This is a genomic window from Spiroplasma endosymbiont of Lonchoptera lutea, from assembly GCF_964019715.1.
Lineage (GTDB): Bacteria > Bacillota_I > Bacilli_A > Mycoplasmatales > Nriv7 > Nriv7.
In genome coordinates, this window is the sequence record NZ_OZ026463.1 from 529220 (window position 1) to 546004 (window position 16785).

Below are 16785 nucleotides of genomic sequence, written 5' to 3' on the forward strand. Positions count from 1 at the left end.
AAAAGCAAAGAAAAATGAGAGTTTAGAAAATTTACAGCAAATTGCAACATTAATTTAGCCAAATTGTAAAGTTAAGTGCAACTAAATTATTTTTCTAACCAAATATTCGATTGGCGAAAGATAATTTAGTATTTTTCTTGGTCTTTGGTTTAAAGACAATATAAATTTATGAACTGCATTTTTAGTAGTGTTTGAAAAATTAAATTTTTTAGGAAATTTTTCTCTAATTAAACCATTAGTATTTTCATTAGTACCTCTTTGTCAAGGTGAATATGCATCAGCAAAATAAATTTTCACATTTAAATTTTTTTCAAGTTGTTGTCAATTAGCAAATTCTTTACCCCTATCAAATGTTATAGTCTTAACAAGATTATTTGGAAGAATTGATAAATAATGACTAATATTTTTGTTAATAACTTTAGTAGTTCTATTTTCAACTAATATTGCTAAAGTAAATCTTGATGTTCTTTCAACTAAAGTTATTAAACATGATTTACTTTTACCTCGTGATGATACTACAGTATCACCTTCTCAATGGCCAAGAGTTATGCGATTATTAACATTTCGTTCTTTAATGGATTTACCATTAAATTTACCCCGATTTTCTTGAGATTTTCGTTTCTTACCTTTTCTTCTTAAATTTTTACTAGTAACCTTTTCAAGTAATCCAGAATAAATTCAATTGTAAATTGTTTTAAAACTAATAATTCATTCTTGATGAAAATTTTTAATTCTGCCATAAATTTGTTCAGGCGATCAACCTAATAATAATTTTTGTTGTACATATTTTACTAATTCTCTATTTTTAAATTTATGAAAATAAACATGTAATTGTTTTCTATTTTCTGCTTTATTTTGTGCAATTAATGAAAAATAATGATTATTATCTTTATTTCTATTAACTTCTCGATTAATAGTACTAATACTTCGATTAAGATTTTTAGCTATTTCACTAATTTTTACTTTAAATTTCAATTGATTCTCAATATAAATTCTTTCATCTATGCCAAGATGTTTGTATCCCATATAAAAACTCCTTAAATTTACTTTTTCTAAAATAAACTTAGCATCATGAAATTTTTATATGAAATCTTTTGCAATTTTATTTACTTGCACTTACAAGTATAATTCAGCGATTATGGTATTAATATTAAGGCTGTGTATAAAGACCAATATACAGCATTACATTTTGCTATTGAATTTAATAATGTTGCGATTATTCAATTATTAATTGAAAATGGTATTAATATTAACGCTCAAAATATTAATGGTGAAACAGGGATTCATTTAGCAGTTATGGAAAATAATGATTATTATCTTTATTTCTATTAACTTCTCGATTAATAGTACTAATACTTCGATTAAGATTTTTAGCTATTTCACTAATTTTTACTTTAAATTTCAATTGATTCTCAATATAAATTCTTTCATCTATGCCAAGATGTTTGTATCCTATATAAAAACTCCTTAAATTTACTTTTTCTAAAATAAACTTAGCATCATGAAATTTTTATATGAAATCTTTTGCAATTTTATTTACTTGCACTTACAAGTATAATTCAGCGATTATGGTATTAATATTAAGGCTGTGTATAAAGACCAATATACAGCATTACATTTTGCTATTGAATTTAATAATGTTGCGATTATTCAATTATTAATTGAAAATGGTATTAATATTAACGCTCAAAATATTAATGGTGAAACAGGGATTCATTTAGCAGTTATGGAAAATAATATAGAAATAGTAGAATTACTAATAAATGCTGGTGCTGATATTGAAATTGAAACCAATGATGAAGAGACAGCATTATGTATTGCTATTGCTGATAAAAATAAGGAAATGGTATGATTATTATTTAAAAATAATGCTAATGTTAAGTTTGAAGCAAAAAGTGGTTGAAATTTTTTACATTTAGCAGTGCAAAATAATAATATTGATATCACAAAGTTATTAATTGAACAAGGTGTTAACATTAATCTGCAAAATAGAGCTGGTGAAACCCCACTTCATTTTGCAATTTGAAAAGGTTATATTGAGACAGTGATGTTATTAATAGAAAATGGTGCTGATATTGAGATTAAAGATAATCAAGGTTATTCTCCTTTATATTTGGCAGTATATATGAATAATATAGAAATTTTTCAATTATTAATAGATTTTGGTGCAAATATTAATAATGAACATTCTGAGCATCAAGCAATGTTAAAAATTGCTCAACAAAATCAAAATAAGAAGATGATTGCGCTGTTAAAAAGCAATGCTTCTCTTGCATGTTGCAATTTATTGTAATATTAAGCATTCTAATAATATTTTTAGGATTAAATAGAGAAATTTATTTTAAATCTCCGTTTTCTGTATTATTTTTTATGTAATTTATTGTATACTATAAGTAAAAAAAGGATATAGGTAATAATTGGAAGGGTCATAGGAAATGATTATTAAGTCGATAAAGCCCATTACTGAACAACAAATAGATATAATAAATAAAGAGGTTGCAAGTATTCGTAGTATTAACAATCAAGAAACTTATACTGAAGAATTAATTAATTTAAATTCTGAATGTTTAATGTGTTTTTATATGCTGAATAAATTAGCAAGAAATTGTGTTCAAGCAACAAGATATTTAGATAGTTGAAGTTTCTCACATAGTAATAATAAAAAATCAGTGATATATCAACGCGATAAAGTGTTTAAAAATAAAAATGCTAGTTATAGGCGAAAAATATTAATTGGTTTAATTATTACTATTAAATGATTATTTTTTTTATCTATTACGCCAATATTTTTATTGCTTTGAACATACTATGATCCGTATCAAAATAATTTTTGTCGACAACATTTTGGATTTCGACCAATTAAAAAAGAACAAAAAAGACGAAAAACAATCTATTTTATTTTTTCTAGTATATGATTATTAATAGTTACGATATTATGCTTACATTTTATGAAAGTATGAATATTTAAATAGAATTTATTTGAATTCGAGAAAAGAGGAGATTAATAATGAAAAATATTAAATTGGTTGCTAATGATTTAGGAATTAAAGATGATGATTTAATTGTTTATGGTTCAGCAATGGCAAAAATTAAATTTCAAAATATTAATCAACCCCGTAAAGGAAAATTAATCCTATTTACTAGTACTAATCCAACACCATCTGGTGAAGGAAAAACAACAATGAGTATTGGTTTAGCACAAGGTCTTAAACAATTAAATCAGAGTGTTTGTCTAGCATTACGAGAACCTAGTTTAGGTCCAGTTTTTGGGATTAAAGGGGGTGCCATTGGCGGCGGATTAAGTATTATTCAACCTAAAGATAATATTAATTTACATTTTACGGGTGATTTTCATGCTATCACTACGGCTAATAATTTAGTTAGTGCCATTATTGATAATTATATTTTTCAAGGTAATAGTCTTGATATTGATATTAATAACATTATTTGAAAACGATGTTTAGACCTTAATGACCGTTCACTTCGTAATGTTGAAGTTACAATTTCAAAAACTATTAAAAGAAAAGAACAATTTCAAATTACTACTGCTAGTGATATTATGGCAATTATGGCCTTAGCAAAAGACTTTGAGGATTTAAAAGTTCGATTAAAAAGAACAGTAGTTGCTTATAGCAATACGGGGAAAGAAATTACGATTGCTGATTTACAAATTGTTGGTTCACTTTTAGCGATTTTAAAAGATGCTTTAAACCCTAATCTTGTTCAATCATTAGAAGGTGTTCCGGCATTAATTCATTGTGGTCCGTTTGCTAATATTGCTCACGGTTGTAACTCTGTTATTGCTACTGATTTAGCATTAAAATTAAGTGATTTTGTTATTACTGAAGCTGGGTTTGGTGCTGATTTAGGATTAGAAAAATTTATGAATATTAAAGCAAGAAAAACAGACATTATACCAGATATTGTTGTTATTGTATCAACAATTAAGGCTTTAAAACTTCATGGTATCACCGATAGTAATAACCCTAATGAATTAGAAAGATTGCAAACAGGAATTGCTAATTTATCTCGTCATATAAATATTGTTAAAACTTTTAACCGTAAGTTGGGTGTTTGTATTAATCGTTGACCAGATGATAGTGATGAAGAAATTGCAATGTTATTACAATGATGTGAAAGTCAAAATATACCAGTAGCAATATCAACTGCAGTTAAAGACGGTGGCGCTGGTTCAATAGCATTAGCAAAAGTAGTTCTTGAACAATTAAATAAGCCAGAACAACAATATCTTCCGATTTATGACAGTAATAATTCGCTACGAGAAAAAATTTTAACTGTTGTTCAAAAGATTTATCAAGGAAATAATGTTATTTATACATCACAAGCAGAAGAAAAATTACAACAATTAGAAAATAGTTCTTATGCTCAATTACCAATATGTTTTGCTAAAAACCCCGTATCTTTAACTGATAATCCTAAAATTTTAGGAGCTCCAAAAAATTTTGATATTACTGTTCGTAATTTAAAAGTAAATAGTGGTGCTGGTTTTATTATTATTAGTACGGGAGATATTATTACAATGCCAGGATTAAGTAAGAGTCCACAAGCATATAATATTGATGTTGTTAATAATGAAATCATTAATATGAATTAATATTAAATGAAAGGATACTAACTATGCGAAAAATAGTAAGTGGATGTTTAATATCCGTTATTACATTAGGAAATAGTTTTTATCAAGCGATTAATAATAATAAAATTAATGAAATTTATTCTCATAATTATTTTGAAATCTTACAACGCGAAAAAGTTTCTTTTGACCGAAATGTTGATTTTATTAACTTAATTATGCAACCTAACGATGATATTTCTGGATGGTTTATAGATATTTTAAAAGAAAATCATAAAACTAAGTTAGATAGTAATGATAAAATATTTTTAAGCAAGTGAGATAATATTTTGACTCGCAAAGCATCTAACAAGGCCAGTAAAATAAAAGATGGATTGGAAACAATTGGATCATATTTTGAGTTTAATACTTTAGAAGCAATAAACAATATTTGAAACGATAATGATGAAGTTAATTGAATGCCTTTTTTTAAAATTAATACTGTAGGTGAAATGAAACAAGCATTTATATCTTTTTTTGGACAATTAAATTTTCTTTATGGTAAAAAATTCTTGAAAAATAGTTTCCTGAAATGTAAAATTAAAAAGGACACTTATATAAAAAACAAATTGTGTTAATTCTATAATTAAGAAAAGAAAGGAATTAGCACAATGTATAAGTATCTGACTATTGAATCAATAATAGCAATAAAAGAATATAAAAGTTATGGATTTTCTATTCGTAAAATAGCAAAAGCAATTGATTATAGTAAATCAACTGTACACAGAGTTTGTAAATTATTAAATCAAAACTTATTACCATTAGAAATATTGAATCAAGTTCAAAAAAATAAACAAAATGCAGGTAGAAAATTAATAATTTTAACTTTAACAGAAATTAATACTATCAATCATTTGTTAATTACTAAAAATTATGCTCTTGATATAATTGCTGATTTTTTAAAGCCTGAATTGTAAATATAAATGGGACAGTTTTTTAAAATAATTGTATTAAATCTATTGGTCTTTTATAAGATAATGATTTTCTGGGTGTAGAATTAATTTGAAATGCTATAGAATTTAAGTCTTTTTGTTTATATGAAGATAAATCAGTAGATTTTGGTAAATATCTTCTTAAAATACCATTATTGTTCTCATTTAAACCTCTTTGACAAGGTTTGCCGACATTTGCAAAATAAATTTTAACATTACAATTTTTTTCAATTAATTTTCATTTACTAAATTCTTTACCACGATCAAAAGTAATAGTTTTAATTGTTCCTGGTATTAATTTTGAAATAAATTTTATTATACTTTGTGTAATACTTTCTGCTTTATGATTTTTAGTTTTCAAAGGAATTGTGGTTTTTGATCATATATCAGCTAAAGTAATAATAGAACTTTTATGATCTTTACCAACGATAGTATCTCCCTCTAAATGGCCAAATTCTTGTATATTTTTAATATTTGGAATGATTAAATTTCTTTCATGAATAGATTTACAATTATTAATTCTGCCCCTAGTTTCTTTTTGTTTATGAGGTTTATTTTTGCCTTTTCTCAATAAATTTTTTTCATCAAAACCCATTCGATTTGTTTTAAACATGTTATATAAAGTTTTTGTTGAAATATTTTTTATTTTATTTTTCTTTAAAAAATCAGCAATTATATCAAGAGCATAATTTTTAGTAATTAACAAATGATTGATAGTATTAATTTCTGTTAAAGTTAAAATTATTAATTTTCTACCTGCATTTTGTTTATTTTTTTGAACTTGATTCAATATTTCTAATGGTAATAAGTTTTGATTTAATAATTTACAAACTCTGTGTACAGTTGATTTACTATAATCAATTGCTTTTGCTATTTTACGAATAGAAAATCCATAACTTTTATATTCTTTTATTGCTATTATTGATTCAATAGTCAGATACTTATACATTGTGCTAATTCCTTTCTTTTCTTAATTATAGAATTAACACAATTTGTTTTTTATATAAGTGTCCTTTTTAATTTTACATTTCAGGAGAAAAATAAAATAAAAAATATTTCAACAAAAACTTTATATAACATGTTTAAAACAAATCGAATGGGTTTTGATGAAAAAAATTTATTGAGAAAAGGCAAAAATAAACCTCATAAACAAAAAGAAACTAGGGGCAGAATTAATAATTGTAAATCTATTCATGAAAGAAATTTAATCATTCCAAATATTAAAAATATACAAGAATTTGGCCATTTAGAGGGAGATACTATCGTTGGTAAAGATCATAAAAGTTCTATTATTACTTTAGCTGATATATGATCAAAAACCACAATTCCTTTGAAAACTAAAAATCATAAAGCAGAAAGTATTACACAAAGTATAATAAAATTTATTTCAAAATTAATACCAGGAACAATTAAAACTATTACTTTTGATCGTGGTAAAGAATTTAGTAAATGAAAATTAATTGAAAAAAATTGTAATGTTAAAATTTATTTTGCAGATGCCGGAAAACCTTGTCAAAGAGGTTTAAATGAGAACAATAATGGTATTTTAAGAAGATATTTACCAAAATCTACTGATTTATCTTCATATAAACAAAAAGACTTAAATTCTATAGCATTTCAAATTAATTCTACACCCAGAAAATCATTATCTTATAAAAGACCAATAGATTTAATACAATTATTTTAAAAAACTGTCCCATTTATATTTACAATTCAGGTTTAACAAAACTTCAATGAACTTATATTCAAAAATTGAATGGCTTGAATAGTATTGTTAATAAAGACGATGATAATCAAATGATAAATTTATTACTTTTTGGTGCTGGTGTTAATAAAGAAGATGCTTGAAAGTGATATCAAGGTGATTGAAATATAATTACTTATAATGGTCAAGAATTTAAAGATTATATTGTGAATCCTACTAGTGCTGCTCATAATGTTTTTGTTCATGAATATGGGCACTTAGTTTCTTATTATACATATTTTAAAAATAATAACCAAAGCGGAGCATTTCACCTTTGAGAATGATTAAATAAAAAAATAAATTTTAATAATTATTTATCGCAAATGTTATTTTCGTGAATTTTAGTTCCCAGTAATTATCATATTTTCCATCCGTTAGAATCTACTTGAATTGAAGAGTGATTTGGTGAGGCTTTTGCCTATTGAATGTTAACTCCGAAGCATTTACGAACTTATGGATGAGAAATATTAAATCAATATTTTATGTTAGAGTTACCAAAAATTATTAAAAGTTAATTTAGTTAATTAATTTAGAAAATACTAAGAATTTTAAAATTCTTAGTATTTTTGTTTATTCCTATGATTTCTTGTTAATTTAAGAAATAGCAAATGCTTATTAATAAAATATTTGTTATAATAGTAAAAGTTATTACAATATTTTAAAACTGAATTAATTTGATATAATTTAATTAGTGAGGTAAGATATGAAAAATAATTTTGATATCATTAATAATACTGAATTTGATGTCACATTTTATACTGACTCGTGACATAAAATTTTAAATACCATAACCGATATGTTAAATATTGATGATGCTTTAGAATTATCGTTAAACATTATTAGTAAAGAAATGAGTTTGAAATTAAATCAAACTTATCGGCAAAAAAATTATGTTGCTGATGTGCTATCTTTTCCCGTTGAAGCAGATAATCAAAAGCTTTATGCGATGATTAATATGCGAATTTTAGGTGATATTTTTATTTGTTTTGAATTAGCACAAGAACAAGCCGATAAATATGAACATAGTTTATTGCGCGAGTTATCGTTTTTATTTTTACACGGTTTATTACATTTATTGGGATATGATCATCAAACTAAATCAGAAGAAAATATCATGTTTGCTTTACAAGATGAAGTATTAACAAAACTAAAAATTCCTAGAAATAAATAGAGGAGAAATTATGGAAAAACCTGAATTGTAAATATAAATGGGACAGTTTTTTAAAATAATTGTATTAAATCTATTGGTCTTTTATAAGATAATGATTTTCTGGGTGTAGAATTAATTTGAAATGCTATAGAATTTAAGTCTTTTTGTTTATATGAAGATAAATCAGTAGATTTTGGTAAATATCTTCTTAAAATACCATTATTGTTCTCATTTAAACCTCTTTGACAAGGTTTTCCGACATCTGCAAAATAAATTTTAACATTACAATTTTTTTCAATTAATTTTCATTTACTAAATTCTTTACCACGATCAAAAGTAATAGTTTTAATTGTTCCTGGTATTAATTTTGAAATAAATTTTATTATACTTTGTGTAATACTTTCTGCTTTATGATTTTTAGTTTTCAAAGGAATTGTGGTTTTTGATCATATATCAGCTAAAGTAATAATAGAACTTTTATGATCTTTACCAACGATAGTATCTCCCTCTAAATGGCCAAATTCTTGTATATTTTTAATATTTGGAATGATTAAATTTCTTTCATGAATAGATTTACAATTATTAATTCTGCCCCTAGTTTCTTTTTGTTTATGAGGTTTATTTTTGCCTTTTCTCAATAAATTTTTTTCATCAAAACCCATTCGATTTGTTTTAAACATGTTATATAAAGTTTTTGTTGAAATATTTTTTATTTTATTTTTCTTTAAAAAATCAGCAATTATATCAAGAGCATAATTTTTAGTAATTAACAAATGATTGATAGTATTAATTTCTGTTAAAGTTAAAATTATTAATTTTCTACCTGCATTTTGTTTATTTTTTTGAACTTGATTCAATATTTCTAATGGTAATAAGTTTTGATTTAATAATTTACAAACTCTGTGTACAGTTGATTTACTATAATCAATTGCTTTTGCTATTTTACGAATAGAAAATCCATAACTTTTATATTCTTTTATTGCTATTATTGATTCAATAGTCAGATACTTATACATTGTGCTAATTCCTTTCTTTTCTTAATTATAGAATTAACACAATTTGTTTTTTATATAAGTGTCCTTTTTAATTTTACATTTCAGGATAAAAAGATTTTCTTGAAAGGTAACAGTTAGTTTAATTGTTACCTTTAAATTTAATATAAAAAATTGGTAACCTTGTAATATTTACATATGTTGAAGACCGGTCAAGAAAAATTATTTTTAGCGAAAGTTTGAGAAATGTTTTATAATTAAATTCCAAACGAAGAATATTTTAGATTAAAATTTGGAGAAAGAAATTTTTATTGTTTAATTTGCTTTGTATTAATTTAAATATCTTTGCACATATAAATGTCAATATGTTAATAACAAGTAAAAAGGAGGATACAAGATTGAAAAAATTATTAAATTTATTAAGTGCAGTAAATTTAATTGCCATTGGATTAATTTCAGTTGTTAGTTGTGGTAGTAGCAGAGCTAAAATTAACCCAATTGCTAAACCAAAATCAGCAGAAGAAACAATTAATCATGAGCCGACATTACGTGCTTCTAATCCTAATAACTTCAAATTTGATCTAAGTAAAATTAGTCAAAAAGAAATATTATTATATGAAACATCTAATGATGAATTTTTAACAAGACAGTCAATTCTTGAAACAGACATTAGTGAAAAAGTAAAAAGGGCGGTTTTAGAACTTTTAAAAGAAAATGATAATTCTTTAACTGAAAATGATTTTATCGTTGATTTTAGCGAAAATTTTCCAGTTGACATAAGAAATAAAACAAATATTAATATTAAAGCAAAGGTTAGTGAAAAAAATAATAATAACAATAATGCCGAAATAATAATAAATATTAAAAGAAGGTTTTATACAAATGTTAAAATTATATCAATTGAATCACCAACAAAGATTATTGCTAACGATCCAACAAAAGTTACTAAAGAAGAATTAAAAACAGCATTATTGCCAGAAATTTTAAAAACATTAGAAAAATTAAATTCTGGATTTCCTAATGCTGTAAATATAAAATATATATTAATCAAAGAATTTGAAATAGAAAATCTAAATTTTCCCCTTGATTTATCTTCTGAAAAAATATTAACAAAGTTTAATATTAGTTTTAAATTTATAAGTGGTGTAATACCAGTTTTAATGTTTGCTCCAAACATAATTTTAAATAATTTTAAATTACCGATGGCATTAAAAAATTAGTTAAATATAAAGAAGGATTGTAAATTTTGATTTCTTTTTATTACTTTGATTAGTAGCAAATTTTTTAGTTGGATTTTTTTATATCTTAGAGAGGAACTTATTTAAATAAAAGTGGTTAGTTAAGAGTATAAAAAATTAAAAATCTTAAAATGATAAATTAATAATGATTAAATTTAATTATGTAATAATGTCTAGAAAAAAAAGAATTTTTCACTTTATTTTATATTAAAATAAAAATGTTTTTAAAATATTAAATTAATTGGTAAGGAAAGAAGGAATGTTAAGGTGAAAAAAATATTAATTATTGGTTTAGGAATTGTTAATTTTTAACTTACAAAGAAGTTATTTAAGTTATGAAAAAAATATTATCAATTTTAGGAATGACTAATTTTATAGTAATATGAACAAGTTTAATTATTTCTTGTGGTGATAAATTAACAAAACCAATAGAACAATCAAAACCAATAGAACAACCAAAACCAATAGAACAACCAAAACCAATAGAACAACCAAAACCAATAGAACAACCAAAACCAACTAATGACTCACTGACTAATATTAAAATTAAGATAAATAACATATTTGTAAAAAATCCATCTAATGTTACTCAAGAAGAATTAAATAAAATATTACTACCGGAAATTACAAAAAAAATTAAAGAAATTGATAATGCAATAAATGAAAATGATATAACTTTTATTTTTAAAGATGTCTTTTGAAATGAAAATCATATAAATCTAAAAGAAAAAAAGGACATTAAAATTGATCTTTTGGTTTTAACAAAAGATAAAATGAATATAAATTTATACAAAAATATAACTATTAGTCTTCCAATTGCAGAAAAAATATAAAGAAAATAAATTAAGGGGAAATTAATTTATAGATTTTTGAATGCAATCATCGTGATTTCCTAAGTTTCTAATATGCAAGTATCAGCGACATATTTTATAATTTGTCGTTTCTTTTAAAATTAAAAATCGTTTTTATCACAAGAATTGCAGATTCCAACTGTATGGTTTTAATCAATTGCACACTAAACATTATTTTTTATCTCCCCAAAAATTTATTTTTAATATCCTGAATTGTAAATATAAATGGGACAGTTTTTTAAAATAATTGTATTAAATCTATTGGTCTTTTATAAGATAATGATTTTCTGGGTGTAGAATTAATTTGAAATGCTATAGAATTTAAGTCTTTTTGTTTATATGAAGATAAATCAGTAGATTTTGGTAAATATCTTCTTAAAATACCATTATTGTTCTCATTTAAACCTCTTTGACAAGGTTTGCCGGCATCTGCAAAATAAATTTTAACATTACAATTTTTTTCAATTAATTTTCATTTACTAAATTCTTTACCACGATCAAAAGTAATAGTTTTAATTGTTCCTGGTATTAATTTTGAAATAAATTTTATTATACTTTGTGTAATACTTTCTGCTTTATGATTTTTAGTTTTCAAAGGAATTGTGGTTTTTGATCATATATCAGCTAAAGTAATAATAGAACTTTTATGATCTTTACCAACGATAGTATCTCCCTCTAAATGGCCAAATTCTTGTATATTTTTAATATTTGGAATGATTAAATTTCTTTCATGAATAGATTTACAATTATTAATTCTGCCCCTAGTTTCTTTTTGTTTATGAGGTTTATTTTTGCCTTTTCTCAATAAATTTTTTTCATCAAAACCCATTCGATTTGTTTTAAACATGTTATATAAAGTTTTTGTTGAAATATTTTTTATTTTATTTTTCTTTAAAAAATCAGCAATTATATCAAGAGCATAATTTTTAGTAATTAACAAATGATTGATAGTATTAATTTCTGTTAAAGTTAAAATTATTAATTTTCTACCTGCATTTTGTTTATTTTTTTGAACTTGATTCAATATTTCTAATGGTAATAAGTTTTGATTTAATAATTTACAAACTCTGTGTACAGTTGATTTACTATAATCAATTGCTTTTGCTATTTTACGAATAGAAAATCCATAACTTTTATATTCTTTTATTGCTATTATTGATTCAATAGTCAGATACTTATACATTGTGCTAATTCCTTTCTTTTCTTAATTATAGAATTAACACAATTTGTTTTTTATATAAGTGTCCTTTTTAATTTTACATTTCAGGAATGAATGTGCTGTGCGGTCGCGTTTACTTATCTTAGGTATTTTTAAAAAAAGAAAAAATAATCATTTACTATAAATTATTTCAATATGCAAATTAAGTATATATTTCTTATGTATGATTTTTTTTGTAAAAAATTATTTTAATGTTGTTTTTATAAGCATTTTAGTGAGTTTTTATAACCTTTTATTAAGATTATGTTTGTTAATATTAAATATTTTGTTTTATTACTTATTTTTTAGATAAAATGATAATTAAATTGTGATTACTTTTTTTTCAAAATTATTTAAACCTTTTCCTACCTAACAAAACTTTACGCGTCCTGCTGTGCCATCATTGGGAATTATTAAATCAACAGTACCAATATCTGGTACTATTGCTCGACACCCTTTATTTTCATAATTCTCATTAACATTAAAAGAAAACTGCAAATTGTCAAATTTATGAATGCCATAAAGTTTTGTTAAATTACCACCAGCATCGTTATTTTTACCTTTTAAAATAGTTAAATAAAATGTTAAAACATAAGAATTGCCTAATTCAGGATGCATTAAAGGAACAAAATAAAGTGTAAAATCTGGTAAAAATATAATCTGATTATACCGTAAACTGGAATCATTATTATTAAAATAACTAACAGTAGTACGATGATTTTCACTAATTAATTGGGGATTATTAATCTAATATCACTCCTTTCACAATTTAATTAACAAAATAACGAATTAATTCCTTTTTAAAAATAAAAAATCACTCTTTATTTAAAGAGTGATGATAAAATTCATTTTTCTTTAATCGGTTTTAAAGATTGATAACTTAAAACTCCGCGCTCGCTTAGATATTCATAATAAAATGGAATTAGAACATATAAATCATCTTGATTAATCTTTCATTGTTCAAATTCTGGTTCATGATTTAATTCATATAGTGCTTGTAAAAGTGAAATTGGAAATATTTGTTGTTCGTTTTTAAAACAACCACGACAAACAAACCCACCAGCTGATCAATTTATTGTTTTAATATTCTTATTACTTTTACAAATGCTACAATGGTTTAGTTGCAATTGTAATCCTAAAAGTTTTAACACTTTAAAAGTTAAAAAACAGAAAAGTTTTTTAACTTCATTTTTATCACTATTAATAGTTTGTAAAATAACTAATAATTCATTAAAAATAATATTAGTATCCTCACTAAGTTCACTATAAAGTTTAACTAAATAATTAGTGACCATTAAGCGTTCATAGTTACTATGAATATTAGGGAATGTTTCAAGAATAACTCCGGTTTTTAAGCGATGCATTTTATTTTTACTATAAGCAAAAAATAATTCAAATTCACAATAATTAAATAATTGTAAAAATGCTTGATTTTTAGAAGTGATTTTTCGTACCCCCGGACAATAAATAGCAATAATGTCATTAATAGTATAAATATTAACAATGGCATCAACCAATTGATAATCTTGTTTATTAACAATTATTCCCGAAATTTTTGTTGTCAATGCACTTTATTTCCTTTATTTTTTACCATAACCTAATTTTGCTAATATGTTAGGACTATCTCTTCATTTTTTTATTACTTTAACGAATAATTCTAAATAAAATTGGGTTGCAAAAATTTCTTCTAATTCAATTCTTGCTTGCGAACCAATATTTTTAATCATTTTACCACCATTACCAATTAAAATTCCTTTTTGCGAATCTCTTTCAACAACAATAGTAGCGATTACACGAATAATTTTTTTTGTTCTTTCTTTTTTAAATTCCTCAATTAAAATTGCAACACCGTGTGGTACTTCTTGATGAGTTAATAAGAGAATTTTCTCACGAATAATTTCTTTAACAAAAAAATCTTCTTGTTGATCTTGAAACATATTTTTAGGAAAATACTGCGGTCCAAGCGGTAATGTCATCATCAGCTTATTTAATAAAAAACTAATATTAATATTTTTTAAACAACTAATACCAATAATTTCTTGAACATTAAATCGTTCATTTCATAATTTAATTTTTTGCTCTAATTGCTCAGAAGTAATTAAATCAATTTTTGTCAATCCTAAAAAAATTGGTACCTCTCGTTCCTGCAAAGACTTATATATATATTGATGTGTTAATGAAATTTCTTCATAACTATTAACTAATCATAAAATACCTTCAACACCTTTAGTACTTTGCATTGCCACCCGATTTAAACTTTTTCCTAATTCATTAGTAGACTTATGAATTCCTGGACTATCAATAAAAATTATTTGATAATCATCGGTAGTCAAAATTCCTTGAATTCGATTTCTTGTTGTTTGCGGTTTATTACTAATAATAGCAATTTTTTTTAACATTAAAGTATTTAATAAAGTAGATTTACCAACATTTGGTTCACCAACAATGGCAATAAAACCAGAACGAAAATTATTATTCATATCATTTTCACCATTTAATCGCAACGCCAATAAATATTAAGGGTAAAGCACTAGAAACTAAAATATTAATAATAAAATTTGTGTTGGATAAGATACTATTGTTAGCAATATTATTCATTAATAAACTACTTGGATATTTAAAAATTGATAAATAACTAAAAATCTTAAAAATTAAATTCTTATCAAAATTTAAATTTGATAAAAATACGCCACTAAAAAGCATCATTGGTAAAAATAAAGCATTAGAAATTAACATATGTTGTTTTTGAGTTTTAAAAAATGTTGCTAATAAGACTCCAAAACTAATACTAATAATAATAGAAAATATTAAATAACCAATAACTGGTAAATTAATAAAACTTAAAAGTTCACTAATATTAAATTGACGCCCAAAAATAATGATAGTTCAAAATAATGTTATTAAAATTGTAAATAAACTTAAAATACAACCAAATAAAATAACAGTTAAGAAAAAAGTTCTGGGTTTCATATTAATTGATCCAAAATGTTTAATAATTATTGAATTACGAAATTCAACAATTGTTCCTGAAATAATTTGAAACCCAATAATCATTACTTGAATCATTAATGCCCCCGCAATCATATTTTTTATTTTGCTTAATAAAAATTCATTATCAACATTAGGTAATTCACTGGAAAAAACAATGAAATCAATTATTAATATCATTAAAGGAAAAAAAATTAAATAACTAATGGCCATATATCCGCGAGAATAATAACGAATTAAAAGTTTAAAAAAACTTTTAAATAATCTTTTTTCTGTCAGCAAGTTATTGAACATTATTTTTTTTCCTTTCATTATCAATCATTAAAGAAGAATTATTATTTTTATCTTGTTCTTTATAAAATTTAAATTTTACCTTTGTATATTCAGCAACGGTACCATATTGTTCAATAACTTCTTTAACAGTAATTTGTTCTTTAATTAAACCATTATGTAAAAAAATGATTTTTTCACAAAACTTTTCTACTTCACTCATAATATGGGTTACTAAAATCATCGTTACATTTTTCTTAACAATATTTTCTTCTAAAAATTCAAAAATATCTTCACGCACTTCAATATCTAAACCTGTTGATACTTCATCTAAAATAATTAATTGCGGTTTATGAATAACTGCTAATAAAATATTTAATCTTTGTTGTTGACCCCCAGATAAAGAATTAATTTGTTTTTTCTTAATACCATCTAGTTGATATGTTTTTAACAAATTTTCTAAATCATCATAATGATATTTAATATTAAAAGTTTCTAAGTAATATTGAATCATATCTAAAATAGTAATACCCATCGGATATTTAGAATCTTGAAACTGAATCCCAATAACTAATTCTGACTTTTTTCAAACTACTCCTGCTGTTGGCTTTCTTATTCCCGCAATAATTTCTGAAATGGTTGATTTACCACTACCATTAGCACCAATTAAACCAATTCGCTCGCCACAATAAATTTGCAAATTAATATCTTGTAAAGCTCATTTTTGACGATATTTTTTACTTAAATTTTTTATGTCAACTAATAATAAATTACTATTTGTTTCCTTCATAA

Annotated in this window: 19 protein-coding genes and 2 pseudogenes; 11 read left to right on the top strand and 10 right to left on the bottom strand. The window is 23.7% G+C overall.

Translation table 4 applies throughout. The annotated features are described in order from the left end of the window. Positions 1-81: 81 nt before the first annotated feature. Positions 82-1026, bottom strand: coding sequence for an IS30 family transposase (locus AACK97_RS02950; protein WP_338966716.1), 945 nt, complete (start codon positions 1024-1026; stop codon positions 82-84). 117 nt (positions 1027-1143) lie between these two features. Between AACK97_RS02950 and AACK97_RS02955 the strand changes: the two genes are divergently transcribed. Further along, positions 1144-1332: an ankyrin repeat domain-containing protein gene (locus AACK97_RS02955; RefSeq protein WP_338968953.1), complete on the top strand. Its 189-nt coding sequence runs from the start codon at positions 1144-1146 to the stop codon at positions 1330-1332. On the opposite strand, the gene AACK97_RS02960 is transcribed toward AACK97_RS02955, so the two are convergent. After that, on the bottom strand, positions 1295-1405 hold the full coding sequence (locus AACK97_RS02960; RefSeq protein ID WP_338968701.1) for a helix-turn-helix domain-containing protein: 111 nt from the start codon (positions 1403-1405) through the stop codon (positions 1295-1297). The two genes, AACK97_RS02955 and AACK97_RS02960, sit on opposite strands and share 38 nt — an antisense overlap. A 183-nt stretch (positions 1406-1588) precedes the next feature. Between AACK97_RS02960 and AACK97_RS02965 the strand changes: the two genes are divergently transcribed. From AACK97_RS02965 to AACK97_RS02985, 5 genes and pseudogenes are all read left to right on the top strand, one after another. Then, positions 1589-2293, top strand: coding sequence for an ankyrin repeat domain-containing protein (locus AACK97_RS02965; RefSeq protein WP_338968703.1), 705 nt, complete (start codon positions 1589-1591; stop codon positions 2291-2293). Between the two features lie 142 nt (positions 2294-2435). Continuing rightward, entirely contained in the window at positions 2436-2972 is a 537-nt protein-coding gene (locus AACK97_RS02970; protein ID WP_338968704.1) for a hypothetical protein, read from the top strand. Positions 2973-3007: 35 nt separating this feature from the next. Further along, positions 3008-4615, top strand: a complete 1608-nt coding sequence (locus AACK97_RS02975; protein WP_338968706.1) for a formate--tetrahydrofolate ligase — start codon at positions 3008-3010, stop codon at positions 4613-4615. 23 nt (positions 4616-4638) lie between these two features. Beyond that, positions 4639-5208 carry a hypothetical protein gene (locus tag AACK97_RS02980; protein WP_338968708.1) on the top strand — a complete coding sequence of 190 codons (570 nt, stop codon included), beginning with the start codon at positions 4639-4641 and terminating at the stop codon, positions 5206-5208. Between the two features lie 33 nt (positions 5209-5241). Beyond that, positions 5242-5535, top strand: a pseudogene (locus tag AACK97_RS02985) (helix-turn-helix domain-containing protein); the annotation flags it as partial. A gap of 31 nt (positions 5536-5566) precedes the next feature. Here AACK97_RS02985 and AACK97_RS02990 read toward each other — a convergent pair. Continuing rightward, a complete protein-coding gene (locus tag AACK97_RS02990; RefSeq protein ID WP_338968712.1) occupies positions 5567-6511 on the bottom strand; it encodes an IS30 family transposase in 945 nt (314 codons plus the stop codon). A 78-nt stretch (positions 6512-6589) separates the two neighbouring features. On the opposite strand from AACK97_RS02990, the pseudogene AACK97_RS02995 reads away from it, so the two are divergent. The 3 genes and pseudogenes from AACK97_RS02995 to ybeY all read left to right on the top strand — a co-directional run. Then, positions 6590-7249: pseudogene (locus AACK97_RS02995) on the top strand (IS30 family transposase); the annotation flags it as partial. 65 nt (positions 7250-7314) lie between these two features. Then, a complete protein-coding gene (locus tag AACK97_RS03000) occupies positions 7315-7821 on the top strand; it encodes a hypothetical protein (protein WP_338968716.1) in 507 nt (168 codons plus the stop codon). A gap of 188 nt (positions 7822-8009) precedes the next feature. Continuing rightward, positions 8010-8477 (top strand): rRNA maturation RNase YbeY, encoded by a 468-nt coding sequence (gene ybeY / locus AACK97_RS03005; protein ID WP_338968717.1) that lies wholly within the window; start codon positions 8010-8012, stop codon positions 8475-8477. A gap of 50 nt (positions 8478-8527) precedes the next feature. Here ybeY and AACK97_RS03010 read toward each other — a convergent pair whose 3' ends face one another. After that, a complete protein-coding gene (locus tag AACK97_RS03010; protein WP_338967984.1) occupies positions 8528-9472 on the bottom strand; it encodes an IS30 family transposase in 945 nt (314 codons plus the stop codon). Positions 9473-9846: 374 nt separating this feature from the next. On the opposite strand from AACK97_RS03010, the gene AACK97_RS03015 reads away from it, so the two are divergent. After that, positions 9847-10668, top strand: coding sequence for a lipoprotein (locus AACK97_RS03015; protein WP_338968718.1), 822 nt, complete (start codon positions 9847-9849; stop codon positions 10666-10668). Between the two features lie 353 nt (positions 10669-11021). Next, a complete protein-coding gene (locus AACK97_RS03020) occupies positions 11022-11519 on the top strand; it encodes a hypothetical protein (protein ID WP_338968720.1) in 498 nt (165 codons plus the stop codon). Positions 11520-11775: 256 nt separating this feature from the next. Here the strand turns inward: AACK97_RS03020 and AACK97_RS03025 are convergent, their stop codons facing one another. The 6 genes from AACK97_RS03025 to AACK97_RS03050 all read right to left on the bottom strand — a co-directional run bounded on the left by AACK97_RS03025 (position 11776) and on the right by AACK97_RS03050 (position 16783). Then, positions 11776-12720, bottom strand: coding sequence for an IS30 family transposase (locus AACK97_RS03025; protein WP_338966714.1), 945 nt, complete (start codon positions 12718-12720; stop codon positions 11776-11778). A gap of 384 nt (positions 12721-13104) precedes the next feature. Continuing rightward, positions 13105-13353: a hypothetical protein gene (locus AACK97_RS03030; RefSeq protein ID WP_338968722.1), complete on the bottom strand. Its 249-nt coding sequence runs from the start codon at positions 13351-13353 to the stop codon at positions 13105-13107. A gap of 203 nt (positions 13354-13556) precedes the next feature. Then, positions 13557-14300: a DNA repair protein RecO gene (gene recO, locus AACK97_RS03035; RefSeq protein WP_338968724.1), complete on the bottom strand. Its 744-nt coding sequence runs from the start codon at positions 14298-14300 to the stop codon at positions 13557-13559. Between the two features lie 15 nt (positions 14301-14315). After that, a complete protein-coding gene (era, locus tag AACK97_RS03040; RefSeq protein WP_338968726.1) occupies positions 14316-15215 on the bottom strand; it encodes a GTPase Era in 900 nt (299 codons plus the stop codon). Then, positions 15208-16017, bottom strand: coding sequence for an ABC transporter permease (locus AACK97_RS03045; RefSeq protein ID WP_338968728.1), 810 nt, complete (start codon positions 16015-16017; stop codon positions 15208-15210). Before AACK97_RS03045 ends, era begins: the two co-directional genes overlap by 8 nt. Next, positions 16007-16783, bottom strand: a complete 777-nt coding sequence (locus AACK97_RS03050) for an ABC transporter ATP-binding protein (protein WP_338968730.1) — start codon at positions 16781-16783, stop codon at positions 16007-16009. The genes AACK97_RS03045 and AACK97_RS03050 overlap by 11 nt, the downstream gene beginning before the upstream one ends. Between the last annotated feature and the right edge of the window lie 2 nt (positions 16784-16785).